The organism is Novosphingobium sp. IK01, assembly GCF_033242265.1.
Lineage (GTDB): Bacteria > Pseudomonadota > Alphaproteobacteria > Sphingomonadales > Sphingomonadaceae > Novosphingobium > Novosphingobium pituita.
Genome location: NZ_BTFW01000001.1, coordinates 2,312,712 through 2,337,713, shown reverse-complemented (window position 1 = coordinate 2,337,713; position 25,002 = coordinate 2,312,712). Strand labels below are relative to the sequence as shown.

General features: G+C 66.9%; 20 protein-coding genes and 1 tRNA gene. 6 read left to right on the top strand and 15 right to left on the bottom strand.

Annotated features, from left to right (window positions below):
• Positions 1–234: 234 nt before the first annotated feature.
• Positions 235–1,818: an LTA synthase family protein gene (locus SBI20_RS10765; RefSeq protein WP_317975029.1), complete on the bottom strand. Its 1,584-nt coding sequence runs from the start codon at positions 1,816–1,818 to the stop codon at positions 235–237.
• A gap of 276 nt (positions 1,819–2,094) precedes the next feature.
• Here SBI20_RS10765 and SBI20_RS10760 point away from each other — a divergent pair, with 276 nt between their 5' ends.
• Positions 2,095–3,276, top strand: coding sequence for a capsule biosynthesis protein (locus SBI20_RS10760; protein ID WP_317975028.1), 1,182 nt, complete (start codon positions 2,095–2,097; stop codon positions 3,274–3,276).
• Positions 3,277–3,285: 9 nt separating this feature from the next.
• On the opposite strand, the gene SBI20_RS10755 is transcribed toward SBI20_RS10760, so the two are convergent.
• The 5 genes from SBI20_RS10755 to SBI20_RS10735 all read right to left on the bottom strand — a co-directional run bounded on the left by SBI20_RS10755 (position 3,286) and on the right by SBI20_RS10735 (position 7,176).
• Positions 3,286–4,794, bottom strand: coding sequence for a YifB family Mg chelatase-like AAA ATPase (locus SBI20_RS10755; RefSeq protein ID WP_317975027.1), 1,509 nt, complete (start codon positions 4,792–4,794; stop codon positions 3,286–3,288).
• 80 nt (positions 4,795–4,874) lie between these two features.
• Entirely contained in the window at positions 4,875–5,429 is a 555-nt protein-coding gene (gene dcd, locus SBI20_RS10750; protein WP_317975026.1) for a dCTP deaminase, read from the bottom strand.
• A 46-nt stretch (positions 5,430–5,475) separates the two neighbouring features.
• The gene (locus SBI20_RS10745; protein ID WP_317975025.1) at positions 5,476–5,913 is read right to left on the bottom strand and encodes a cytidine deaminase; all 438 of its coding nucleotides are present in this window, start codon (positions 5,911–5,913) and stop codon (positions 5,476–5,478) included.
• Complete coding sequence (locus tag SBI20_RS10740; RefSeq protein WP_317975024.1) at positions 5,910–6,572, bottom strand: glycoside hydrolase family 25 protein; 663 nt, start codon at positions 6,570–6,572, stop codon at positions 5,910–5,912. The genes SBI20_RS10745 and SBI20_RS10740 overlap by 4 nt, the downstream gene beginning before the upstream one ends.
• A gap of 121 nt (positions 6,573–6,693) precedes the next feature.
• Positions 6,694–7,176 (bottom strand): UPF0262 family protein, encoded by a 483-nt coding sequence (locus tag SBI20_RS10735; RefSeq protein ID WP_317976112.1) that lies wholly within the window; start codon positions 7,174–7,176, stop codon positions 6,694–6,696.
• A 174-nt stretch (positions 7,177–7,350) separates the two neighbouring features.
• Between SBI20_RS10735 and SBI20_RS10730 the strand changes: the two genes are divergently transcribed.
• The gene (locus SBI20_RS10730) at positions 7,351–8,856 is read left to right on the top strand and encodes a replicative DNA helicase (RefSeq protein ID WP_317976111.1); all 1,506 of its coding nucleotides are present in this window, start codon (positions 7,351–7,353) and stop codon (positions 8,854–8,856) included.
• Between the two features lie 372 nt (positions 8,857–9,228).
• A complete protein-coding gene (locus tag SBI20_RS10725; protein ID WP_317975023.1) occupies positions 9,229–10,170 on the top strand; it encodes a serine hydrolase in 942 nt (313 codons plus the stop codon).
• A gap of 273 nt (positions 10,171–10,443) precedes the next feature.
• On the opposite strand, the gene SBI20_RS10720 is transcribed toward SBI20_RS10725, so the two are convergent.
• Positions 10,444–10,641, bottom strand: a complete 198-nt coding sequence (locus tag SBI20_RS10720; RefSeq protein WP_317975022.1) for a hypothetical protein — start codon at positions 10,639–10,641, stop codon at positions 10,444–10,446.
• 411 nt (positions 10,642–11,052) lie between these two features.
• On the opposite strand from SBI20_RS10720, the gene polA reads away from it, so the two are divergent.
• The gene (gene polA, locus SBI20_RS10715; protein WP_317975021.1) at positions 11,053–13,923 is read left to right on the top strand and encodes a DNA polymerase I; all 2,871 of its coding nucleotides are present in this window, start codon (positions 11,053–11,055) and stop codon (positions 13,921–13,923) included.
• 179 nt (positions 13,924–14,102) lie between these two features.
• Here polA and SBI20_RS10710 read toward each other — a convergent pair.
• From SBI20_RS10710 to SBI20_RS10700, 3 genes are all read right to left on the bottom strand, one after another.
• Positions 14,103–14,188: transfer RNA gene (locus SBI20_RS10710), tRNA-Leu, on the bottom strand.
• A 191-nt stretch (positions 14,189–14,379) separates the two neighbouring features.
• Entirely contained in the window at positions 14,380–14,661 is a 282-nt protein-coding gene (locus tag SBI20_RS10705) for an integration host factor subunit beta (protein ID WP_317975020.1), read from the bottom strand.
• A gap of 179 nt (positions 14,662–14,840) precedes the next feature.
• Positions 14,841–15,221: a GntR family transcriptional regulator gene (locus SBI20_RS10700; RefSeq protein ID WP_317975019.1), complete on the bottom strand. Its 381-nt coding sequence runs from the start codon at positions 15,219–15,221 to the stop codon at positions 14,841–14,843.
• Between the two features lie 238 nt (positions 15,222–15,459).
• Between SBI20_RS10700 and SBI20_RS10695 the strand changes: the two genes are divergently transcribed.
• Positions 15,460–17,259, top strand: a complete 1,800-nt coding sequence (locus SBI20_RS10695; RefSeq protein WP_317975018.1) for a peptide MFS transporter — start codon at positions 15,460–15,462, stop codon at positions 17,257–17,259.
• Positions 17,260–17,382: 123 nt separating this feature from the next.
• Here SBI20_RS10695 and dxs read toward each other — a convergent pair whose 3' ends face one another.
• From dxs to SBI20_RS10670, 5 genes are all read right to left on the bottom strand, one after another.
• Complete coding sequence (dxs, locus tag SBI20_RS10690) at positions 17,383–19,305, bottom strand: 1-deoxy-D-xylulose-5-phosphate synthase (protein ID WP_317975017.1); 1,923 nt, start codon at positions 19,303–19,305, stop codon at positions 17,383–17,385.
• Between the two features lie 98 nt (positions 19,306–19,403).
• Positions 19,404–21,221, bottom strand: a complete 1,818-nt coding sequence (locus SBI20_RS10685; protein ID WP_317975016.1) for a hypothetical protein — start codon at positions 21,219–21,221, stop codon at positions 19,404–19,406.
• Positions 21,221–21,646, bottom strand: coding sequence for a GtrA family protein (locus tag SBI20_RS10680; protein WP_317975015.1), 426 nt, complete (start codon positions 21,644–21,646; stop codon positions 21,221–21,223). The genes SBI20_RS10685 and SBI20_RS10680 overlap by 1 nt, the downstream gene beginning before the upstream one ends.
• A 40-nt stretch (positions 21,647–21,686) precedes the next feature.
• Positions 21,687–23,303, bottom strand: coding sequence for an NAD(P)/FAD-dependent oxidoreductase (locus SBI20_RS10675; protein WP_317975014.1), 1,617 nt, complete (start codon positions 23,301–23,303; stop codon positions 21,687–21,689).
• A gap of 171 nt (positions 23,304–23,474) precedes the next feature.
• Positions 23,475–24,338 carry a PilZ domain-containing protein gene (locus tag SBI20_RS10670; protein ID WP_317975013.1) on the bottom strand — a complete coding sequence of 288 codons (864 nt, stop codon included), beginning with the start codon at positions 24,336–24,338 and terminating at the stop codon, positions 23,475–23,477.
• Positions 24,339–24,616: 278 nt separating this feature from the next.
• Between SBI20_RS10670 and rpoZ the strand changes: the two genes are divergently transcribed.
• Entirely contained in the window at positions 24,617–24,961 is a 345-nt protein-coding gene (rpoZ, locus tag SBI20_RS10665) for a DNA-directed RNA polymerase subunit omega (RefSeq protein WP_317975012.1), read from the top strand.
• Positions 24,962–25,002 lie beyond the last annotated feature (41 nt).

Below are 25,002 nucleotides of genomic sequence, written 5' to 3'. Positions count from 1 at the left end.
GCGCGATGAAATGTGCCCCATGAGACCCGAACCCTGCATGAATAAGCCCTGTGCCGCGTATGTGCCGAGAGTGTGTCAAGTGTGCCGGGTCATCCTTGCCGAAGCGAGGAGAGACTCATGGGGAAAATCCCGTGGCGATGTTTCGATCCCGTGTCCGGAAAATAATCGCCCGCTGCAAGCATGTAGCCGATTGTGTCAAAGTGGACGCAAGAGGCAGGCCGCGCCCGAAGGGCTTTATTCCATGCCGGGGGCGGGCTCCGGCGCTGGTCCCGGCGCTGGTCCCGGTACTGGCCCCAGCACGGCATCGAGCACGGCATGGTGCAGCCCCGCCGGGCTCAGGTCCACCCGGCGGTTTTCGCCCGTGATGGTCTGCCCGTCGGCGCCGATCCGCAGCATGACGTAGGGCGTGTGGCGGCGGCCTTGCGCCCCTTCGGGCGGGGGCACACTCGCGCCCGGAATGCTCGGGCGATGGTCGCCGAAGAAGACCAGCAAGGCCGGACGGCGCAGTGCGGCCAGCCCCTCGCGCAAGGCGGCCAGCATCGCGTCGCCATGGCGGACCAGCCGCATGTAGCCTTCGACCAGATCGGGCTTGCCCCCGCCACGGGCATCGGGTGCCCAGGGACCGTGGTTCTCGATGGTGACGGCATACAGCAGGCCGGGCAGCAGATCGGGGCCGGGCGTGCGGGCGGCCAGATCGAGGATCACTTCGGTCATCGCCGCATCGGTCACGTAACGGCCTTCGCCGGGCCCCGGCGGCGCGAAGTGCTCTTCGCCGACCAGTTCGGCAAAGCCGCCTGCGGGCATGATCGCGTCGCGCCCGTAAAAGCGCATGTCGTGCGGGTGGACGAACCGCGCGTGCCAGCCGGGCAGCCGCGCGGGCAGGGCATAGCTGGCCTCGCCCAGCGCGGTGAGGAACGGGTCGTAGCGGCGAAAGCCGAGCGCTTCCTCCTCGCGCCCGAACAGCACGCCATATTCGGTGCGCATGGTATAGGCGCCAAAACCGCTGACTTCGAGGTTGCCCCACTGGAAGGCTGCCGTGCGGGCGGCTTCGAGAGCGGGCAGGGCTTCTCCGCGGGCGCCGAACAGGTCGCGCGGATCGGCAAAGCTCTCGCACTGGATCACGACGACAAGCTCGGGCGGCGTGGCGGGCGCCGCGCGCGGGGGAAGCGGGCAGGGGGCCGGATCGGCCTCGTCCTGCCAGCGCCACCAATAGAGCAGGATCGTCGGGATCAGGCCCAGCGCGCGCACATCCCCGGCCGCATCGGGCACCCGCGCGAGGGAGCAGGCCGCCGACCGGCTCCACCCCCGCGCCAGCCTGAGCGCCGCGAGCCCGCCTGCCAGCAGGATCAGGCCTGCCAGATGGGCGGCAGGATCGGCACGGGACAGCCAGGCAATCGCCCCGACCAGCACCAGCGCGGCCAGCCCCACCGCCACCCGCTGCCAGACCCGCACCGCCGACAGATAGAACTGGGGATGGCGGAACAGCGCGCCCACCAGTGCCAGATCGGAGAACAGCAGCGGTTCGCCCAGCATCGCATGCTTGGCATTGGAAGCGACCGCGAACAGGCCCTGCAAGGCCAGCGTCAGGGCCATGGCTACTGCGCCATTGCCGGTCAGCGCGAGAAACCCGCCATAGAGCGCGCTGGCCATCGCGGCGAGCAGCGCCAGTCCGGGCAGGCTACGCAGCATGGGCAGGCGGCGCACCATGGGCAGCATCGGAAAACGGCGCGCGCGCGGACGGATCAGCGCGTCGATCAGCCAGACCCCTGCCCATGCGCCCAGCAGGGTGGCCGTTCCTGTCGATCCGTTGAAAGTCACCGTGACGTTGCAGCCTTGTCTGTGGGCAGGGTTTGTGGGCGGGGCTTGTGGGCAGGGGGGCCTGGTCCGATAGTGCCCGGCTCAATAACGGGGCGGCTCGTGCTTGTCATCTCGCAGCGCTCTTGCCCGTGCGGGCCTGCCCGACTAACGCCCTGAAACACCGTCCAACGCGTGGGAGCGCGCCTTTCTTTGTCGATGTCCGAACCGTCCCCCCAGCTTGCTGGCCAACCCGCCATCCTTTCCGGCCCACGCACCGTTCTGCTTCTGCAAGGCCTGATGGGGCCGTTGTTCCGCCGTCTGGGGCAGGAACTGCTGAACGACGGGCACAAGGTCTACAAGGTCAACTTCAACGGGGGGGACCGCGCGTTCTGGCGCCTGCCGGGCGGGATCGAGTATCGCGGCACGCTGGCGCAGTGGCCCGCCTTCTTCGCGCGCCTGCTCGCCGAGAAGGGGATCACCGACGTGGTGCTGTTCGGCGATTGCCGCGATCATCATGCGCCCGCGATTCGCCTGTGCCGCGAGGCTGGCGTGCCGGTCCATGTCTTCGATGAAGGCTATATCCGCCCCGACTGGGTGACGCTCGAACTGGGCGGGGTCAATGGCCACTCGTCGCTGCCGCGCGATCCGGAATGGTTCCGGCAGACCGCCGCCGCGCTGCCCCGGGTGCCGCCCCATGCGCAAGTGCCCTCCTCGTTCCGCCGCCGCGCGCTCGAAGGCCTTGCCTACAACGCCGCCGACGTGCTCACCCGCTGGCGCTATCCGGGCTGGAGCAACCACCGCCCGTGGCATCCGGTGGTCGAGGGGCTGGGCTGGTGGCGCAAGCTGCGTGCGCGCAAGGCGCGCGAGGCGGCTGCGGGCTCCTTGCTCGAACGCCTCACGCGCGAGGATGCGCGCTATTTCATCTTCCCGCTCCAGCTCGATTCCGACGCGCAGATCCGCCTGCATTCGCCCTTTGCCGGGATGCTGCCCGCGATCCATCTGGTGATCGCCTCGTTTGCCGCCCATGCCCCGGCGGGCACGCGGCTGGTGGTCAAGGAGCACCCGCTCGACAACGGCGTGCGCAACTGGGAACAGGAAGTGGCCGACCTTGCCGCGCGGTTTGGCGTGGCCGACCGGGTCGATTACCTCGCCATGGGCGACATCGTGCCGGTCACGCGCGGCAGTCTGGGCATGGTCACGGTCAACAGCACGAGCGGCACGTTCGCGCTGGCCGCCGGGGTGCCGGTGGTGGTGCTGGGCCATGCGGTCTACGACGTGCCCGATCTCACCTGTCAGGACGGCATCGACGCCTTCTGGGGCAACCCGGTCGCCCCGGATGCGGACACCTTCGCCGCCTTCCGCCGCGTGCTGATCGAACGGTGCCTGATTCCGGGCGGGTTCTTCAGCCAGGAAGCCCTCGACAAGGTCGTCCGCCACGCTGTCGCCCGCCTCGAAGGCCGTCCGCTCGTCCCCGAATGAGCGGGAAAATCAGGCGCGCGGGGGCATGCGGCGATAGCCGAGGGCTTCGGCCACATGGACCCGGCCGACCTGATCGGCACCGGCCAGATCGGCCACGGTCCGGGCCACGCGCAGGATGCGGGTATAGCCGCGCGCGGACAGGCGCATCGCCTCGGCGGCCTTGAGCAGCAATTGCTGGCCTGGCGCGTCGGGCGTGGCGTGGCGGTCGAGCAGGTTGCCGTCGAGTTCGGCGTTGTTGCGCCGCCCGGTGCCTTCGAGCCGGGTGGTCTGGCGCTGGCGTGCGGCGGCGACGCGGGCGGCCACTTCGTCCGAGCCTTCGGCGGGCGGCGGCAGGGCAAGGTCGGCGGCGGAAACCGGGTCTACCTCGACATGAAGGTCGATCCGGTCGAGCAGGGGGCCGGAAATGCGCGACTGGTAGTCGGCGGCGCATTTGGGCGCGCGGCTGCATCCCAGCGCCGGATCGCCCAGATGGCCGCAGCGGCACGGGTTCATCGCCGCGATCAGCTGGACCCGCGCGGGGAACGTCACATGGGCATTGGCCCGCGCGACGGTCACTTCGCCTGTTTCGAGCGGCTGGCGCAGCGAATCGAGCGCGCCGCGCTGGAATTCGGGCAGTTCGTCGAGGAACAGCACGCCCAGATGCGCGAGGCTGACCTCGCCGGGGCGCACGCGCAGGCCCCCGCCGGTGAGCGCGGCCATCGAGGCCGAATGGTGCGGGCTGCGATAGGGCCGCGCGCGGCTGATCTGCCCGTCCTCCAGCATCCCCGCGACCGAGGCCACCAGCGAGGCTTCGAGCGCCTCGCTCGGCGTGAGGTCGGGCAGGATGCCCGGCAGGCACGAGGCCATCAGCGATTTGCCGGCGCCGGGCGGGCCGACCAGCAGGAGATTGTGCCCGCCGGCCGCCGCGATTTCGAGCGCGCGCTTGGCGGTTTCCTGCCCCTTGACCTGCCGCAGGTCGGCCTGCCGGAGGGGCGGGCGGGCCTGTCCGGGCTGGGGCGGGGCGAGGGCCTGGGTGCCCTTGAGATGGTTGAGCAGGCTGATCAGGTCGGGCGCGGCGATCACGTCGATGCCCGGCGCCCAGCGCGCCTCGGGCCCTTGCGCCACCGGGCAGATCAGCCCTTTGCCGCATGAGGCCGCGTGAAGCGCGGCGAGCAGGACACCGGGGCTGGCGATGATCCGCCCGTCGAGCGCGAGTTCACCGACGGCCAGATAGTCCCCGACCGTCTCGCGGTCGACGATCCCCATGGCCGCGAGCAGGGCGAGCGCGATGGGCAGATCGTAATGCGCGCCTTCCTTGGGCAGGTCGGCGGGGGAGAGGTTGACCGTGATCCGCTTGGGCGGAAGGCTCAGGCCCAGCGCGGCGAGCGCGGCATGGACCCGCTCCCGGCTTTCGCCCACGGCCTTGTCGGGCAGGCCGACGACCCGGAACGAGGGCAGGCCCGGCGCCACCTGGCACTGCACCTCGACACTGCGGGCTTCGAGACCGAGATAGGCAACCGTGGCAACGAGCGCGACCATGGGCGGCAGAGTGCCCGCGGCCCTTGGCCCTCACAAGAGCCCCGGCGCCGCTCCCGCCAGATCGGAAGCAGTTTACCGACTTACAACCGGGGAAGCGTGACCCCCCGCTGGCCCATGTACTTGCCCGCGCGGTCGGCATAGCTGGTCTCGCACGGCTCGTTGCCTTGCAGGAACAGGAACTGGCACGCGCCCTCGTTGGCATAGATGCGCGCGGGCAGCGGCGTCGTGTTCGAGAATTCGAGGGTGACGTGGCCTTCCCAGCCCGGTTCGAGCGGGGTCACGTTCACGATGATCCCGCAGCGCGCATACGTCGACTTGCCAAGGCAGATCACCAGCACGTCGCGCGGGACACGGAAATATTCGACCGTGCGCGCCAGTGCGAACGAGTTGGGCGGGATCACGCAGACATCGGTCTTGCGGTCGACGAAGGAATTGCTGTCGAAATCCTTGGGGTCGACCACCGCCGAATCGACGTTGGTGAAGATCTTGAACTCGTCGGCCACGCGCGCGTCGTAGCCATACGAGGACAGGCCATAGCTGATGCAGCCATCGCGCCGCTGGTTTTCCACGAAGGGCTCGATTATGCCCTGCGTGAGGGCCTGTTCGCGGATCCACTTGTCGGAGAGAATGGCCAAGGCCGGTCCTTTGCTAGTATCTTGAAAGAGAAGGAAAAGAGGAAATTCAGCCGAGATAGGAAGGCCCGAATGCGCGCGGCAAAAGGGCCGAAAGCGGCTCCTCGATTGCCACGTCGGCGCCCAGGCTGATCACCAGCGGATCGGTGCCACCCAGCGCGGCCTGTTCATGGAGCATCTGGCGGCAACGGCCACACGGGGTGATCGGCTCGCCTTCGGTGCCTTCCGGGCCGCCCGCCACGGCCACGGCCACGAGGCCGCCGCGCTTGCCCGCATGGGCCGCGCTGCCACAGGCCACCGTCTCGGCGCAGAGCGAGAGGCCATAGCTTGCGTTCTCGACATTGCAGCCGCTCACCATGCTGCCATCGGCAAACAGCAGCGCCGCGCCCACGGTGAAGCGCGAATAGGGCGCATAGGCACTTTCGCGCGCGGCGCGCGCGGCGGCGATCAGCGCGGTTTTCCGGGGTTCGTCGAGCGGGCTGTTCATGGTTGCACCACCACCCAGCGCAAGGGGCCCGGCGCGGCCTGGCCATGGAAATGATCGTTGGCGGTCCACATCACGAAAGGCCTCTGCACATAGGAAGGCTGCCAGTAGTTGCGGCGCACCCAGACATTGCGGTCGATCACCGCCGCCAGATGATAGCGGTTTTCCATGTCTTGCGTGAGCATCAGGATGGCGGGCTTGCCCGCGTGCTTTTCGACCTGGTTGAGGAACGTGGTCAACTCGCTCTGCAAGGCGGCCTCGGTCGGCGGCTCGGGGCAACTGCGCGAATCGAGGGAGAGCGCGACCGCCGGGGGCAGCAGCACTGTCTCGCGCGGGACCATCGTGACGAAATTGGCCGCCTGCTCGTCGCCGGGCGCGCACAAGTCGTAGACATGGACCGCGCCGACCTGAAGCCCGGCGGTGCGGGCCTGTTCGAGGCCATCGGTAAAGGCCTCGTCGCGGCGGCGGGGGCCTTCGCTGGCGGTCATGTAGACGAAATCGGCACCATCGCCGCGCAGCAGACGCCAGTCGACCGGCGCATCGTGAACATCGGTCCAGGCCCCCTGGACGGGGAAGGCTCTGGTATCGGGGCGCCAGACATGGCTTTCCCGCCACAGCAGGCCCGCGCCGACCAGCGCCGCCAGCAGCAGCCCTGCCAGCACGCGCCCAAGCGCCTTGTTCCTGCCTCTGGCCATAAAAGAGAGCGCGCCCCCGATCCTGATTGTGGAAAGCGCGCGCCATAGGCCAAGCCGGGGATGACGTCAAAAGGGAGGGGGCGGCGGATTATCCGCGAATGTGCAGCACGCAGATCAGCGTGAAGAGGCGGCGTGCGGTGGCGAAATCGGTCTCGATCTTGCCTTCGAGCCGTTCGAGCAGCATGTCGGCAGCCTCGTTGTGGATGCCGCGCCGGGCCATGTCGATCGTCTCGATTTCCTGCGCGGTGGCGCGGCGAATCGCCTGGTAATAGCTGTCGCAGATCGCGAAGTATTCGCGGATCGGGCGGCGGAAGCGCCCGAGGCCCAGAATCACGCTTTCGAGCGGGGCGCCCGACTCGTCGGCGATGTCGAGGGACAGGCGCCCGTCGTTCACCGAAAGCCGCAGGCGATAGGGGCCCTGATGCCCCGCCGCCTCGGACCGCAGGGGGCGGAAGGTGTTTTCCTCGATCAGATCGAAGATGGCGACGCGGCGTTCCTGCTCGACATCGGCGTTCCGCCAGACGATCGTCGCTTCGTCGAGCTCGATATGCGAGATGCGCAAGTCCGCCATGCGGGCCAAGGTTTGCAACAACCTGGCGCCATCAGCAAGCGCATTCCCCGGCCTTTTGCCTTCTACCTTGGTGTCACGAGGGGGCAAATCGTCCACAGGCTGTGGAAAACGTGGGGAGAGGCGCACCGGGCGCGCGCCTTGCCAGCAGGGGGGGCATGCGCCATTTTCATGGGTATGTCCGCCAGCCAAGCCATCCTCGCCGCCCAGGCCACCGACGTTCGCGCGCTTCCCGCCAATGTCGAGGCCGAGGCCGCCTTCCTCGGTGCGGTGCTGATCGACAACCGCATCATGGAAGAAATGACCGTGCCGCTGCGGCCCGATCATTTCTTCGCCGCTGTCCATGGTCGCGTGTTCGAGCGCATCCTCGCGCTGATCGACCGCAAGGCGGTGGTCACCCCGGTCACCCTCAAGCCCTATTTCGAGAGCGACGAGGGCCTCAGGGAACTGGGCGGCACGGCCTATCTCGCGCGGCTGACCGGCGACGGGCAGGGCCTGCTCGCCCCGCGCGAACTGGCGCAGCAGATCTACGATCTGGCGCTTTTGCGCGAGCTTATCAGCGTGGGCCGCAACCTCGTCGAGGGGGCCATGGACACCAGCGAGACGGTCGAGCCGCTCAAACAGGTGGAACAGGCCGAAGCCGCGCTGTTTTCCGTCGCCGAAGGCGCCCAGACCGGCAACGAGGCGCAGACGTTCGGGCAGGCCACGCGCGCCAGCCTCGAAATGATCGAGAAGGCGCTGCTTTCGGGCGGGCACATCTCGGGCACGACCACGGGCCTGACTTCGGTCAACGAGAAAATCGGCGGCCTGCACGATTCCGACCTTATCATCCTGGCCGGGCGTCCGGGCATGGGCAAGACCTCGCTGGTCACCAACATCGCGTTCAACTGTGCCGACCGCCTGCGCGACGACCTGTCGCGCGGGATCAGCGCCAAGGAATCGGTGGGGGCGGCGGTGGCCTTCTTCAGCCTCGAAATGAGCGCCGACCAGCTCGCCACGCGTATTCTGGCGGAACAGTCGGGGATCAGCTCCGAGTCGCTGCGCATGGGCCGCATCAGCCGCGAGGATTTTCAGCAGCTTTCGTTCGCCAGCCAGCGCCTGGCCGAGCTGCCGCTCTTTATCGACGATACCCCCGGCCTTTCGATCGGCGCGCTGCGCACCCGCGCGCGCCGTCTCAAGCGCCGTCACGACATCGGGCTGATCGTGGTCGACTACCTCCAGCTGCTCTCGGGCACGGGGCGGTCGGACAACCGCGTCAACGAAATTTCCGAAATTTCGCGCGGGCTCAAGACCCTGGCCAAGGAACTCTCGGTTCCGGTGATCGCGCTTTCGCAGCTTTCGCGTGCGGTCGAACAGCGCGACGACAAGCGCCCGATGCTCTCCGACCTTCGCGAATCGGGCTCGATCGAGCAGGACGCCGACATGGTCTGGTTCGTCTTCCGCGAGGACTACTATGTCGCCTCGCGCGAGCCCAAGCGCCCGATCGAGAGCGACGACTCCAAGGTCCACGAGGCCCACGCCGCCTGGGCCGCCGAAATGGAGCGCGTGTTCGGCCTGGCCGAACTGATCGTGGCCAAGCAGCGCCACGGTTCGACCGGCAAGGTGCGCCTGCGCTTCGAGGCGCGGATCACCCGATTCAGCGATCTGGCGCCCGACCAGATGCTCCACGACATGGATGACTGAAGCCCGAAGGGCGATTTCACCACTCTGGTGCGCATGCGGAAGCGTCGGGAAGGGGCCTTTGGGCCCCTTTCTTTTGGCACATTGTCCTTCCCCTTCCGTGTCTTGCCGGGACCGTGCGGCAACCGGCAAGGGACAGGCCATGGGGCGATCATGGCTTTGTGGCAAAAAAGGCAATTCTTGAGCCGAATTTTACACTTGCGACGAAGCGTCGCTGGCATACGCCGGACCGGAGGGTAAACGGGATCTCCCCGCCTTTGCGCACAGGTCACATTGGCATATTCTGGCGCAACGAAATTATAAGATGGGTCGGGGTAATACCTCACGATGGTCGGGATTCAATTCAAGCGCAAATGGCGCCTCGCGGTGGCCGTAATGGCCGCTTTTCCTGCGCTCGCGGCCAGTTCGCCTGCGGTGCAAGGCCGGCCTCCGGCCAATCTCCAGAGCCCGCGCGATCTGGCGACACAGCAGAAGGTGGCCTCGATCATCGCGGCTGCCCGTGGCCGTGTCGGCGTGGCCGCGATGGATCTCGATGGTGGCGGGCAAGTCCTGATCAACGGCGACATGCCGTTCCCGATGGCCAGCACGGCCAAGGTCGCGGTGGCTTCCACCTTCCTCCAGATGGTGGAACAGGGCCGCTACCGACTCGACCAGCCGCTGCCGATGATGATGCCCGTGCCCGAACCGGCGGGGCGGCACAATCTGGTCGCGATGGTCCGTCCCGGCCCGGTCTTCACCGCCCAGACCCTGATCGAACGCTCGATCACCCGCAGCGACAACCACGCTACCGATGGCCTTATCGCGGCGGTTGGCGGAATCGGTGCGGTGAACCGCTTCCTCGTGCAGGCGGGCATTTCGGGCCAGCACCTCGACCACACGATGGCCACGCTGGTTCGCGATGATGGCCGGATCAACCCGGCCCGCGTGATCGATTCGGGCACCACGAGCACCCCGCGCGCGATGATCGCGCTGCTTTCGGCGGTGGATCGTGGTGGCGCGCTCGGACCCCAGGCCCGCGCCGTGCTGCTCGACACGATGACCCGCACCAGCACCGGGCGCAACCGCATCCGGGCCGGGCTTCCGGCCGGTGTCCTGCTCGCCCACAAGACCGGCACGCTCTCGGGCGTGACCGACGACGTGGGGATCGTGCGACTGCCCGACGGGCGCCATCTGGCGATGGCAATCTTCGTGGCGGGCCCTGAAAATCACACGGTTCAGGCGGGCATGATCGCGCGGATCGCCTCGGCGCTCTATCAGGGGTTCCTGCCTCCGCTCGAAAACGGTGCGCTGGCTGGCGAGATTGCGCGCCGCCGCTGACATGAACTGCTGACCGGCCCGCGCCGGAGGCCAGACCGGCCTATCCCGATTCTTGCCCCGCAGGCCCTGCTTGCGGGGCTTTTTCGTGTCGGCCGCCACAGGGGGCTTGCTGGCTCTCAGGCTGCTGGAAGGGCCTTCCTGTGGCCTCTCGTGACCGAATCAGTGGCAAGCCTTTCGCACATGCGGGCTGCCTATGCGGTAACGCACATGCGAAAAGGGGCGCGGCCGCGTGGCCACGCCCCTCTATCCGTAACCTGCCCTTGCGGGCTGGGATTACATCTTCGCGGCAGCGCTCGCGTCAGCGACGGCTTCCGAAGCCGAAGCGCTGGCGTCAGCGGCAGCAGCCGAGGCGTCGGCCGAAGCGTCGACAGCTTCGCTGGCAGCTTCAGTGGCGGTTTCAGCCGGCTTTTCCGAGCAGCCGGCGAGGGCGAAGGCGGTGCCGGCGACAGCGGCGAGGATGAGCTTGCGCATGCGTTACAATCCCTGGATTGAAGTGAACCGCGCCGGGCAAAAACCCGCCGCAAAGCCTACTCCCACGGTAGACTTCGACGTCCCAATTAATCGGCAATTCATCGGCTTGCAAGCACAAGACGACAGCAATGCGACGGGCCGTCGCTATCGCCCTTAGCGGCAAGGGTTTTTTGCGCGACCCGGCCTGCGCCCAAGCGCCCTGTCGGAGCGATGGGCCGTTAAAACCCCATCCGTAGTACACCGCATTTCGTCCCGTTTCAGGAACTGTGCCCTTCTCTCGGGCAAGTCACGCAAAGCGCCGGGGAGATTTGCGGTTTTACCGGGAGGGGCTGTCTGACGGCGCCTGTCCGGGCAGACTTTTCGGGTCTGTTCGCTTTCGCGAGAGAGCGCCAGCGGCTAGAGGCTGATCCCATGGAATCCCGCAAGCACCTCTATCTCGTCGATGGTTCGGCCTATATCTTCCGCGCCTATCACCGCCTGCCGCCGCTCACCAACCCGGAAGGCGTGCCGGTGGGGGCGGTCTATGGCTATACCGCGATGCTCTGGAAGCTGGCCGAGGACCTCCACAAGGCCGATGGCCCGACCCATCTGGCGGTGATCCTCGACAAGGGATCCATCACCTTCCGCAACGCGCTCTACGACCAGTACAAGGCCAATCGTCCGCCCCCGCCCGAGGATCTGCGCCCGCAGTTCCCGCTGATCCGCGACGCCACGCGCGCCTTCAGTCTGCCCTGCATCGAGGAAGAGGGCCTCGAAGCCGACGACCTGATCGCCTCCTATGCCCGCGCCGCCTCGGCACGGGGCTGGGACGTGACGATCGTCTCGTCGGACAAGGACCTGATGCAGCTGGTGGGCACGAGCGCTGTCGGCGGCGGCCATGTCGACATGCTCGACACGATGAAGAACCAGCGAATCGACATTCCCGAAGTGGTCGAGAAGTTCGGCGTGCCGCCCGAACAGGTGGGCGACGTGCTGGCGCTGATGGGCGATGCGGTCGACAACGTGCCGGGGATTCGCGGAATCGGCCCCAAGACCGCGACCAAGCTCATTCAGGAGCATGGCGGGCTGGAACAGGCGCTCGCCGCCGCGCCCGAAATGAAGAAGAGCAAGCTGCGCGAAAGCCTGATCGAGCAGGCCGACATGGCGCGTCTTTCGCGCCAGCTCGTCGCGCTCAAGGAAGATGCCGCGCTGCCGCTGCCGCTCGAAGACTTCGAACTCGGCCCGATTCCGCCCGAGCCGCTGGGCGCCTTCCTTGCCACCCATGGCTTCACCAGCCTCCAGCGCAAGCTGGCGAGCGCGGCCACGCTGCACATCCCCGAGGCCCTGGCCGGGGCCGTCTCGGCGGGCGCACAGCATGGCGGCGAACAGCATAGTGGCGGGGAATCCGGTTCCGCCCCCGCCCCGGCCAGCACCCGCCAGCCCCTGCCCGACTGGCCCGCGATCGACCGCGAGGCCTATGCCTGCGTCCAGACGATGGAGGATCTTCAGGCCTGGATCGCCCGCGCAGAGGCGGCGCGACTCGTGGCCATCGACACCGAGACATCCGCGCTCGATTCGATGCGCGCCGATCTGGTCGGCGTCAGCCTGTCGACCGGCGCGGGCGAGGCCTGCTACATTCCGCTCGGCCACCATGGCCTCGACATGTTCGCCGAAGTGCCCTTGCAGATCCCGCGCGAGGAAGCGCTCGCCGCGCTCAAGCCGCTGCTCGAAAGCGATGCGGTGCTCAAGGTCGGGCAGAACATCAAGTACGACCTGACCGTGCTGGCCCGCCACGGCATTGCCGTTGCGCCCATCGACGACACCATGGTCATGAGCTTCTGCCTCGACGCCGGGCGCGGCGAAGTGGGCCTGGGCGGGCATGGCATGGATGAACTGGCCAGCCGCCATCTGTCGCACACGACGATCCTGTTCAAGGACGTGTGCGGCACCGGCAAGAAGCAGGTCTCGTTCGCGCAAGTGCCGCTGGCCGATGCCACGCGCTATGCCGCCGAGGACGCCGAAGTGACCTGGCGCCTGCACCAGCTGTTCGCCCAGCGCCTGTCGGACGAGGGCGGCACGCGCATCTACCAGCGCGTCGACCGTCCGCTCGTGCCGGTCGTGGCCGGGATGGAGCGCGCGGGCATCCGGGTGGAGCGCGAGCAACTGGCCACGCTCTCGACGCGCTTTGCCGCCGAGATTTCGCGACTCGAGGCCGTGATCCACGAAAAGGCGGGCGGGCCCTTCCTGATCGGCAGCCCCAAGCAGCTGGGCGAAGTCCTGTTCGACAAGCTGGGCTACAAGGGCGGCAAGAAGGGCAAGAGCGGCCAGTATTCGACCGACCAGTCCGTGCTCGAAACGCTGGCCGGACAGGGCGCGGAAGTCGCCACCCTCGTCCTCGAATGGCGCCAGCTGTCCAAGCTCAAGAGCACCTATACCGATGCGCTTCAGGCCGCGATCAACCCGGATACGGGCCGCGTCCACACCAGCTACAGCCTTGTCGGCGCGCAAACCGGGCGGCTTTCGTCGAACGATCCCAACTTGCAGAACATTCCGATCCGCACCGAGATCGGGCGCCAGATTCGCGAGGCTTTTGTCGCCGCGCCCGGCCATGTCCTGCTGAGCGCCGACTATTCGCAGATCGAACTGCGTCTGGCCGCGCACATGGCCGATGTCGGCCCCTTGCGGGAGGCCTTCGAACAGGGCGAGGACATCCACGCGCGCACGGCGCAGGAACTGTTCGGCGAGGTCACCCGCGACACCCGCAGCCGCGCCAAGACGATCAACTTCGCCATCCTCTATGGCATCAGCCGCTGGGGTCTGGCCGGGCGTCTGGGCACCAGCGCCGACGAGGCGCAGGCGATGATCGACCGCTATTTCGAGCGGTTCCCCGGCATCCAGCGCTATATCCACGACACCCTCGAAAGCGTGCGGGCGCGCGGCTATTCGGAAACGCTGTTCGGGCGCAAGACGTGGTTCCCGCGCATCGCCTCGGGCACCCAGGCCGAGCGGCAGGGCAGCGAACGCGCCGCGATCAACGCGCCGATCCAGGGCACGTGTGCCGACATCATCAAGCGCGCCATGGCCCGCATGGAACCCGCGCTCGCGCAAGCGGGTCTTTCGCGGGTGAAAATGCTGTTGCAGGTCCACGACGAACTCGTGTTCGAACTGCCCGAGGAAGATGTTGCGGCGGCAACCCCGGTCATTCGCGCCGTCATGGCTGAGGCCGCGCAGCCCGCGATCACGCTGAGCGTGCCGCTCGGCGTCGAGATCGGCACCGGGCCGAGCTGGGGGGCTGCACACTGAAAAACACGAAAGATAAGGGGATTATTCCGGGGGCCATCGCCCCCGGACCCCCGGAAACTGGTGTTGGTTGCCATGTCCGGCGTGGCCGCTGGCGCGGTCCTGTCCAGAGTTAATGGGGTGAAGGGGGCCTTGCCCCCTTCGTCATCCCTTTTGTGGCCTCTTTCCCGGTAAAAAGAGGATGGTGCGGGCGGCCGGACTTGAACCGGCACGAGCAAAGCCCAACGGATTTTAAGTCCGGTGCGTCTACCGATTCCGCCACGCCCGCACGATCATGCGCCGCTCGGGACGCGGAGGCGCTATAGAAGCGCGGCAGCCAGCCGCCAAGGGGAAAACCCGGATGCAAGAAGGCTGGCGCAAGACAGATGCCCTGCGCCAGCCTTCTGGTTTGGTGTCGTTTTTTCGCAGGCCTGCCTTGCTCCGCGACAGGCCGGCATGCCCGATGCCTATTCGGCGTGCTTATTCGGCATTCAGGCGGACCCGCATTTCCTTGCCCGGCTTGAAATAGGGCACGCGCTTGCCCGGCACATCGACGGATTCGCCGGTGCGCGGGTTGCGGCCCTTGCGGGCATCGCGTTCGCGGGTGGAAAAGGCGCCAAAGCCGCGCAGTTCGACGCGGCCGCCATCGGCCAGACGCGCGGCGATTTCGTCGAAGAAGACGTCGACCACGCGCTCGATCTCTTCGGCGCGCAGACCGGGGCTTTCCTTGCTCAATGCTTGCAACAATTCGGATCGGATCATGTCATTCCCCTCCTGTGGGTGCCCCCCGGCACCGATTGTGAAGATGGTTTCTGTCCGCAAGGCCCCCCAAGCGGACATGCCTGCATGGGCGCCGGACCAGATATGGCGGTACAGCTTGTCAAACGCTTATACAGGCATCCGGATAATGCGCCAAGAGTTCGAAAGTACAAGACAATATCTCATTTCAGAGCATCCATGCCGGGTAAATCGGCCAGGGTGAGGCCCAGCCGGTACATCCGCGCGGCAACTTGCGGCCATTCCTGCGTCAGGAAACGGGTGCGTTCTGCCTCGCGCAGCCGTCGGGCGGCGCCGGGCAGGGCCATCATCCCGATTCCGCGCAGGGCCACCACCAGCCCCTCGTCCTGAAAATGCTGATAGGCCTTGGCCACCGTCAGCGGATTGGCGCCCTCGCGCGCGGCCAGGGCCCGGACCGAAGGCAGCAGCGCGGATTGTGCAGGATCTTCGGGTGGCTGGTCCGTGGCGAGGATTGCCGCCACGATGGCCTCGTGCAGGCGTGCGGCCAGCGAGCGTGAAAACGGGGAGGGCGGGGAACCGGACACGGTGTTATGCTGGCATAATACACCCGTCTTGCGCAAACGCTCTTCTCATTTCTGCAATCATGCAGGGGGCTTGCGTGAAACGAATGCCCAGTTGGCGGGGGCTGGCGCGAATATTCGTTGCAAAGCCTGCCTTCCGCGGAATTAGCGCCTTTCCAAAGCGTGCAATCGCGTTAGTTTCCGCCGAAACTGAACAAGCCCGTAACCATTTCATGCGGGCCCTTGCGGAGCCCTTCCACGCATGACCGAGGCGACGACGCCCCCTTCTTCAGCCCCTCAGCCCGCCTCCTGGAACGATACCGGCTGGTTTGGTCATCCCCGCCAGCTCGCCCGGCTGTTCACCACCGAGATGTGGGAGCGCTTCGGTTTCTATGGCATGCGGGCGCTGCTCACGCTCTATCTGACCAAGCACTTCCTGTTCAGCGACACCACCACCAATGGTCTTTACGGCGGCTTTGCCGCGCTGGTCTATCTCACCCCGCTGATCGGCGGGCTGATCGCCGACCGCGTGCTCGGCTCCAAGCGCTCGGTCAAGTATGGCGCGATCCTGATGTCGCTGGGCTATTTCGTGCTCTGCTTCGGGGGACAGACCGCGCGGCCCCATGCCGATATTGCCGGGCAGCACTATGAAGTCATCAGCGAGAACGCGGTGGACCGGCCGACGTCGAGCGGGCTGGAAAAACGCTATATCGTCGATCATGGCCAGCGTTTGCAGATCAAGGGCAACGAGGATGGCAGCGTGGCCCTGCTCGCGCCCGACGGGCATGTCGCGCGCACGGTGCCCGGCGACCAGTTCACCACCGGGGGCACGCGTTCGTCGGCCTATGTCCTGCTGATGCTGCTGGGCCTGAGCCTGGTTGCGGTGGGCAACGGGTTCTTCAAGCCCAATCTGGCGACCGTGGTGGGCGAACTCTATGCCCCCGGCGACCGCCGCCGCGATGCGGGCTTCACGATCTTCTACATGGGGATCAACCTGGGCTCGCTGTTCTCGCAGCTGTTGTGTCCGTGGCTGGCCGATACGGTCGGCTGGTGGGCCGGGTTCCTGCTGGCTGCCATCGGCATGGCGGTGGCCTGGACGCTGATCCAGTTCGATGGCGGGCGCCTCGCCGGTTATGGTGAGCCGCCGGTCCAGAAGGGCCGCGACCTGACGATCCCGATCTATCTGGGGGCGCTGGTCGCCGTGGGCGCGGTCATCCTGCTGTTCCAGAACCTGATCGATGCGCGGCCCGTGGCAGCCGGATCGAATATCCTGGCTTATGTCATCGCGTTGCCGCTGCTGGGCAAGATCCTGTTCGCCAGCTTCCTGATCGGGGTGCCTGCGATCCTCGTCTATGCATGGCGCAGTGGCAGCCGCGCCGAATTCCAGATGATGGTGGCAGCGATGATCCTGACCACCTTCAACACCGTGTTCTGGACCCTGTTCGAACAGGCGGGCTCCTCGCTCACGCTGTTTGCCGACCGCAACACCGATCTGTCGGTCTTCGGCCTGTTCAGCATGTCGGCGGGGCAGATGCAGTTCTTCAACGCGCTGTTCATCGTCACGCTGGCGCCGCTGCTGACGATTTTGTGGGGCAAGCTGGCCTCGCGCGGGCTCGAACCTTCGATTCCGATCAAGTTCGGCGTGGCGCTGATGGGCGTGGGCGCGGGCTTCCTGTTCCTCGTCTGGGGGACGCGCTTTGCCGGGCCGGATTTCAAGGTCTCGATCTGGTGGCTGGCCGGGCTCTACCTGATCCACTCGCTGGCCGAACTGTGCATCTCGCCGGTGGGCATGAGCATGATCACCAAGCTCTCGCTCACGCGGATCGTCGGGCTGATGATGGGGGTCTGGTACCTGTCGATTGCCATGGCGCAATATGTGGCCGGGATCGTGGCCCAGGTTGCCAGCGTGGCGACGGTGGGCGGCGAGGTGACGAACCTCAAGCTCAGCCTCGATACCTATACCGGCGTGTTTACCGTGATCGGCTGGATCGCCGTGGCGATCGGCGTGGTCCTGCTGGCGCTCTCGGGCGTGCTCAAGAAACTGATGCACGGCGTGCGCTGAGGAAGGACGAAGGGGGCAAGGCCCCCTTCCGGTTGCCATGCCCGGCCTGGCCAGTGGCACTGCCCCATCCAAAGATAATGGGGTGCAGGGGGCCCTGCCCCCTGCGGTATCTCTTGTTTTTCCTCAGGCGCGGGCTTCGTTCACACCCGCGCTGTTGTGGCGCAGGGCCTTGAGCACGGTGTCGACGATATGCGGGGCGTTGAGGCCGGCTTCGTCGTACTGGGCGTCGGGCTTGTCGTGGTCCTGGAAGATGTCGGGCAGGCGCATCGTGCGGATTTTCAGGCCGGTGTCGGTCAGCCCCTCGTCGCTGGCCATCGTCAACACATGGGCGCCAAGGCCGCCGATGGAGCCTTCCTCGATGGTGATCACCACTTCGTGGGTGGCGATCAGGCGGCGGATCAGGTCGTCGTCGAGCGGCTTGACGAAGCGCAAGTCGGCGACGGTCGTCGACAGGCCGCGCGCGTCGAGCTGGTCGGCAGCCTTGAGCGCCTCGCCCAGACGGGTGCCGAGCGAGAGGATCGCCACCTTGGAGCCTTCGCGCACGACCCGGCCCTTGCCGATTTCGAGCAACTGGGGCGTCTCGGGCAGGGCCACGCCCACGCCATTGCCGCGCGGATAGCGGAAGGCGATCGGGCTGCTGTCGTGGCGGGCGGCGGTGTGGGTCATGTGGACCAGTTCGGCCTCGTCCGCCGCGGCCATGACGACCATGTTGGGCAGGCTGGCCAGATAAGTCACGTCGAACGACCCCGCGTGGGTCGCCCCGTCGGCGCCGACGAGCCCGGCGCGGTCGATGGCAAAGCGCACCGGCAGGTTCTGGAGCGCCACGTCGTGGACCACCTGGTCGTAGGCGCGCTGGAGGAAGGTCGAATAGATCGCGCAGAACGGGCGCATCCCCTGCGCGGCCATGCCTGCGGCAAACGTCACCGCGTGCTGTTCGGCAATGCCGACATCGAACAGGCGATCCGGGTAGGCCTGCGCGAACTTGTCGAGGCCGGTGCCCGTGGGCATCGCGGCAGTGATCGCGCAGATCGTCGGGTCGGCCTCAGCCTCGGCCAGCAGGGCCTTGGCGAAAACGGACGTGTAGCTGGGCGGGCCCGCCGGGGCCTTGGCCTGCTCGCCGGTCACCACGTTGAACTTCTGCACGCCGTGATACTTGTCGGCCGCCTGTTCGGCGGGGGCATAGCCCTTGCCCTTTTGCGTGACGACATGGATCAGGATCGGGCCTTCACCGGCATCGCGCACGTTTTCGAGCACGGGGACCAGCGTATCGAGGTCGTGCCCGTCGATGGGCCCGACATAGTAGAAGCCCAGTTCCTCGAACAGGGTGCCGCCCATGGCCATGCCGCGCGCGAATTCGTCGGTTTTCTTGGCCGCTTCCTGCAAGGGGCGCGGCAGGATGCGGGTGAGGCGGCGGGCAAGGTCGCGCAGTTCGAGGAACGGGCGCGAGGACACCAGCCGGGCCAGATAGCCCGAGAGCCCGCCGACGGGCGGGGCAATCGACATGTCGTTGTCGTTGAGGATGACGATCAGGCGATCCCCGGCCATTTCGGCGTTGTTCATGGCCTCGTAGGCCATGCCCGCGCTCATCGCGCCGTCGCCGATCACGGCAATGCCGCGCCCCGGCGCGCCCTTGATCTTGTTGGCCATGGCAAAGCCGAGCGCCGCCGAGATCGAGGTCGAGCTGTGGGCGGTGCCGAACGGATCGTATTCGCTTTCCGACCGCTTGGTGAAGCCCGAAAGCCCGCCACCCTGACGCAGGGTGCGGATGCGGTCGCGGCGGCCGGTGAGGATCTTGTGCGGATAGGCCTGATGGCCCACGTCCCAGATCAGCCGGTCTTCGGGGGTGTTGAACACATAGTGCAGCGCCACGGTCAGCTCGACCACGCCGAGCCCGGAGCCCAGATGTCCGCCGGTGTGGCCGACGACCGAGATCATCTCGGTGCGCAGTTCATCGGCCAGCTGGCGAAGCTGGTCGGGCTGAAGGGCGCGCAAGTGGGCGGGGGTATCGACAGTGTCGAGCAGGGGCGTCGCCGGGGTCGCAGTCATCGCATCCCCTTACACCTCCGCGCCCCGGCTGTCGAGAAACGGCAAATGTCCTGATGCTCTGTAAAATCGTTGTGTGGCAAGTGTGTGGCAGGACTGTTTCAGTTTGGGCGCACCTGCCAGATGGCGATGTGGGTCTTGTCGGCGCCGGGTTGGGGCAGGGGGCGCAGCCAGACAGGCGGTTTGCCTGCCAGCAGGGCGGCGGCCAGACCCTGGGGTGCTTCCTTTTGATATCGCTTCATTTCCGGCATGGTCGTGCAGATCACGACCAAAGTGGCGTGGTGCTTGCGGACATAGGCTTGCGCCTGATCGGGGCGGGCCAGAAAGGCATGCATGACATCGCCGATGGCCGCCACGCCGCGATGGTGGCCGGTGGCGACCACACGTTGCCGGGTTCGCAGCAGAATCTGGGGGCCTATGTCGATCGGTTCGAAAATGTCGGTGACGGGCATCGCGTTCAGGGGCGCCAGTCCCTCGATATAGCCACAGGTGTCGTCCTCGTCTTTCCCGTCCTTCTTCGCCCCGTCCTTTGCAGCCAGCCTGTTCCATGCGGCACTGGCGGCCAGGGCGGTGATGGTCGGGTAGATCGTCAGGATCGTGAGCAGGGTGATGCCCAGCCGCGCCCATGTCGAGGACTGGCGGACGGCGATCTGGCGCCACCGGTAGACGAGGGCCGAGGCGGGCAGGATGGCCAGCGCGGCTGCCGCGCCCATCGCGCGCGCCATCACTGTGCCAAGCGCCACCGCGCCGACCAGAACGAGGCCATGTTCGAGCCAGCGCCAGCGCTCCTCGCCCTGCGACGTGCGGATCAGCCACCAGCAGCCCCACAGGCCGACCGGAATGCTGCTGATCACGCCGGCCATCGTGATGAGCGGATAGTGCCAGAGCGGCTGGCTTTCGGCGACGTTGTCGAGCCATTCGCGCCGGACGAAGGGATCCATGCCGCCAAAGGCGCCGCCGGCGCATTGCGGGGCGGCGACCAGGGTGATGGCCGCCCCGCCCAGCGCGGCAAGCGTCAGGATGGCCAGCGCGGGGAGCCATGGGCGCGCCAGTTTTGCCGTGTTCAGGCGTGCCAGCACGCCGCAGCACAGTGCAATCCAGACCAGCGCCGCCATGTGCATGGGCGAGACCTGATCGCAATGCTCGGCCAGATCGCCGATAGCGCGCGTGGCGAGGAACAGGACCACCAGCCCCAGCGCGAGGGCCTGTGTTGCGCGGGCCAGATCGGTCCACCGGCCGCTGCGCAGGCCCCGCAGCGCCAGCGCGCCCATGAACAGCACCGCCACTGGCAGGCCTTCGAGCGAGATGGTCAGTTCCACGGCCAGACACAGGCCCACCACCCATGCGCCGAGACGGGAAGTACGCGCATGAAGTGCGGCCATGGCGCCCAGCGCGGCCAGAATCTGCCATCCATGATGATCGATTCGCAGCGGCTGCATCTGCGACAGGATCGGCGCGCACAGGCCCACCAGAATCCCGGCTGTTACCGCGGTGTCGCGCCCGAACAGGCGATAGCTCACGCTCATCAGCACGGCCAGCGTGCCCAGCAGGGTGAGGGCCGGGATGATCACCATCGTCGCCAGTTCGGCGGCATGGGTGCCCACCAGCGGGCGCAGCGCCACGATGAGGGCCGCCAGCGGCAGGTCGACCAGCCGCGACCAGTGCATCAGGATGCCTTCGGGCGCCATGATGCGATACTGGTGAAGGTCGAACCAGCCTTGCCCGCCGAGCAGATCGCGCACCTGGACCAGCCGCAGCGCATCGTCGGTGTCCCGGACTTGCATGCCCGGAATGCTGCGCCACCAGATCGAGAGCATCAGCATCTCGATCAGGGCCCAGACCGTGAGCACGAGGCGCCAGGGAATGCCGGACGCAGGAGCGGGGGCGGAAAGGGGCTCTTGGGCGTGCATACCGGACATCAGCGGAACACCAGACGACGGCGCAGCAGCCAGCTGGCGGCAAAGCTGAGCACGATGGCGATCAGCTTGGCCCCGCGCGGGTCAAGGCCGAGCCGGGCGAGCCCCCCCACGACGAACGTGGTGAGCGCGAGGCCAAAGAGGGCCGTGGCCAGAAACAGGGCTTGCTGGCGCCGCCGGGCTGCGCCCGCAGGGGCCAGATCCCGGTGGAAGACAAGGCGGCTCGACAGCAGCCAGTGCGCCACGATGCCCAGCCCATAGCCGAGCGCCGAGGCGCTCACCGCAGGCGCGCCCAGCGCCAGCAGCAGCAGGAAACTGCCCATGTCCACGGCCAGCGCGCCCACGCTGACCAGCGTGTAGCGGATCAGCGTCTGGTCGCTCAGGAGCCGCGCCTGTCGGCGCAGATGGGGGATGACCATCGCGATCATTCAGATCCTTGCCATGACGGGCCAGAGAGGGGACGGGCGGTCAGGCGGCCTTGGCCGGCTTGATCGGTGTCGGCACCGCGCGCAGCGAGGCAAGGGCCGCAGCCTGATCGGCGCTCGGTGTTCCATGAGGGGGCGCGATATGGGGGGCGCGGGTTTCGGGGAGGCCCGCAGCGTCGCCTTCCGAGCCGGCCTCGTGATATTCGGCGTCTTCGTTGACGCACCAGATGTCGTAGACGCGCGCCTGCGCCACGATGTTTTCCACCGTGAGCATGGCGGTCATCATCGCGTGGTCCTGGTTGTTGTAGCGGTGCATGCCGTTGCGCCCGACCATGTGCAGCGTGGGGTGGGTACTTTCCAGCTCGGCGCGCATGGCCGCGACATTGGCGGCATAGGCATCGTCATAGACCGGATAGGCCTTTTCCTGCCGCACGACCACGCCGCCGATCACCTGATCGGGGCGCGCGAGGCCCAGAATCTCCATCTCGCGGGTGGCCAGCGCGACGAGGTCTTCATCGCTCGCGGCCCACAGGTCGTCGCCCTCGAAACAGAAGTATTCGAGGCCCACGCAGGCCACGCTTTCGTCGGGCACCATTTCGGGCGACCACGAGCGGAAGTTCTGGATGCGGCCGACTTTCACCTTGCTGTCGTGGATGTAGATCCAGTTGTCGGGGAACAGGTCTTCCGAGCGGATCTTGAGCGCGACGGTGAGGAAATCGCGATACTTGAGGTCGCTGGCCTCGATCGAGGTTTTCGGCAGCGGGTGCAGGCGGCTGGCCAGCTCGCGCATCGGGGCCGAGCTGATCGCGTGGCGCGCGCGGATCACGCTTTCCCCGCCATCGGCGCGCGTGGCCGACAGGCGCCAGCCCCCCTGTCCATCGGCGGCCAACTGCTTCATGGCATGGCCCATCAGGATCGTGCCGCCTGCCGCCGTGATCTTGTCGCGGGCGGCCTCCCACATCATGCCCGGCCCAAGGCGCGGGTAGCGGAAGGTTTCGAGCAGGGTCTTGGTCTGCATGCCGTCGTTGGGCTTTTTGTTCAGCCCGAGGCTGCGCTTGAAGCCATCGAGCACCGCCGCGCCCAGCGAGAGGCCCTTGATCCGCTGGGCAGCCCAGTCGGCGCTCATCGTGTCGCAGGGCATGCCCCAGACCTTCTCGGTGTAGGTCTTGAAGAAGATCGAATAGAGCTTCTGGCCGAACTGGTTGATGGTCCAGTCCTCGAAGCTGCGCACGGTCTTTTTCGGGAAAGCCTTGGCCTTGACGTAGCTGGCCATGCACAGCCCCGAGCGGATCACGCCCAGGTTGAACAGCGCCTCGAACGCGCGCAGCGGATAGGAGTAGAACTTGCCCTCGTAATAGATGCGGCTCATCCGCGGGCGCTGGATGAAATCGTCGGGCAGGATCTCGTTCCACAGGTCGACCACGGCCTGTGACTTGGAAAAGAACCGGTGGCCGCCGATGTCGAAGCGATAGCCTTCGTGCTCGACCGTGCGGCTGATCCCGCCGACATAGCGGGGGTCCTGTTCGATGATCGCCACCGAGAGGCCGCGTTTGGTCAGCAGGTAGCCCGCCGTCAGTCCGGCCGGACCGGCGCCGATGATGGCGACATCGACATCAATATCCTGACCGTCATGCGCGCTGGCGCCAGACCCGTTAACCATTCCAAGCCCCCGCATACGTGGCATTCGTGATAAGGCGGGGATGAAAGAAAATGGATAAGATACAATTAACGATGACGCGAAGGGGTGGGCGGGGGTGAGCCCTGGGGATCTTGCCTGTCCCCGGCGCCGTCATGACTGTGGGCTCATGATTGCAGGGTCATGGTCGCGCGGTCACAGCAGCGGGGTATCCCGGCCGCACCCGGTTTGGGATGGGCCGTTCTGGGGTGCTGCCGGCTGGGATGAAGGAGATTGGGGCGAAGGCGATTGAGGTGGGGCGCCGGGGGCCTGTCCCGACTGCCGGGCGGCCTCGGTCAAGGCTTGGCTCAGTTGCAGTGGGGCCGAGATGCGGGCCAGTTCATCGAGCTTGAAGGTCTGTTCGAACACGAGGCCGTAGCGCGGGTGGTCGCGCCAGCGGACTTTGGCATAGAGCGAGGGCATCACCCCGGTATCGAGCCGGACCAGTTCGTTCATCGCCAGCCACTTCTCGCATTCGATGCAGGCGCCCTGCTGCGAGATGTCGTGAAAGCGGACATGGGTCGATTCGCCGCCTGCATGAAGCACCGCATCGAGCACGACGCGCAGGCGCACCTGACGGCGCGGGTGGGCGCCTCCGCGCTCGTTGATCAGGCGCTGGACATCGACTTCTTCGAGGAACTGGAGCCCGGCGTGATCGTGGGTGGTCCAGACCAGACGCGCATCGTGGCGGTCGCCATTGCCCAGTTCGATGGCAAGGCGGGAATGCTTGGGGATGGGGGTGAACAGGCGGATCTTGACCCCGGTCGCCGAAGCGTCGCGCAGGATGCACAGGTATTCACGCCCGTCGACGATCAGCTTGGCGGCGCGGATGAGCAGCGCAAAACGCGGCGCGGAGCGCAGTTCGGCCCCTGAAACGGGCGATTCAGCCGGAGATTCCGCCGGTGTGCCGGGCGCAGGGCTGGCCGACGGGGGGGAGCCGGTTTCGCCCCCCGCATTCTGCCCTCCATATGCGCCTTGCGCGCCATCCGCGTCGAATGGCTGGTCCCTGTGCTGGGCCACAGCCCCTGCCTCCTGCGTGCATGAGCCCCTGATGGACCGGGCGCACGCCTGCCCGGTCGCTACCTCCTTATAGAAAAAGCCTTGCCTTTGCGTTACCGATATTTGCGAATTTGCGTTCGCGCGCGGGCAGGAATTCGATCCTGCGGACCGCTTGCGGGTCTGCTCCGGGCTTCGTGCGGGCGCCTGAATGAATCGAGCGCGGCCAATTTCCTTGACTTTTGGCGGCCCGCTGCCTAGCTGGTCGTTCTTCCCGCTCATTCCTGTTTTTCGGAGTGCCCATGGCGCGCGTTACCGTCGAAGATTGTGTCGACAAGGTTCCCAACCGTTTCGATCTCGTCCTGCTGGCCGCCGAGCGCGCCCGCGCGATCTCGGGCGGTGCCGAACTCACCCTCGATCGCGACCGCGACAAGAACCCCGTGGTCGCTCTTCGCGAGATTGCCGAGGAAAATATCCGCCCGGCCGTCCTCAAGGAAAACCTGATCCAGTCGCTCCAGCGCGTCCTGCCCGACGACGACGACGAAGTCGATGAAATCGGCTCGCTCTCGCAGTCGGCAGAGGCGCTGCGCATCACGGCCGCCGCGCCCGTGCGCAACACCTCGCTGGGCGCCGACTACGACGCCTGAGCTTAGGGGGCCTGATTCTCTGGCGGCCTGACAGGGCCGCC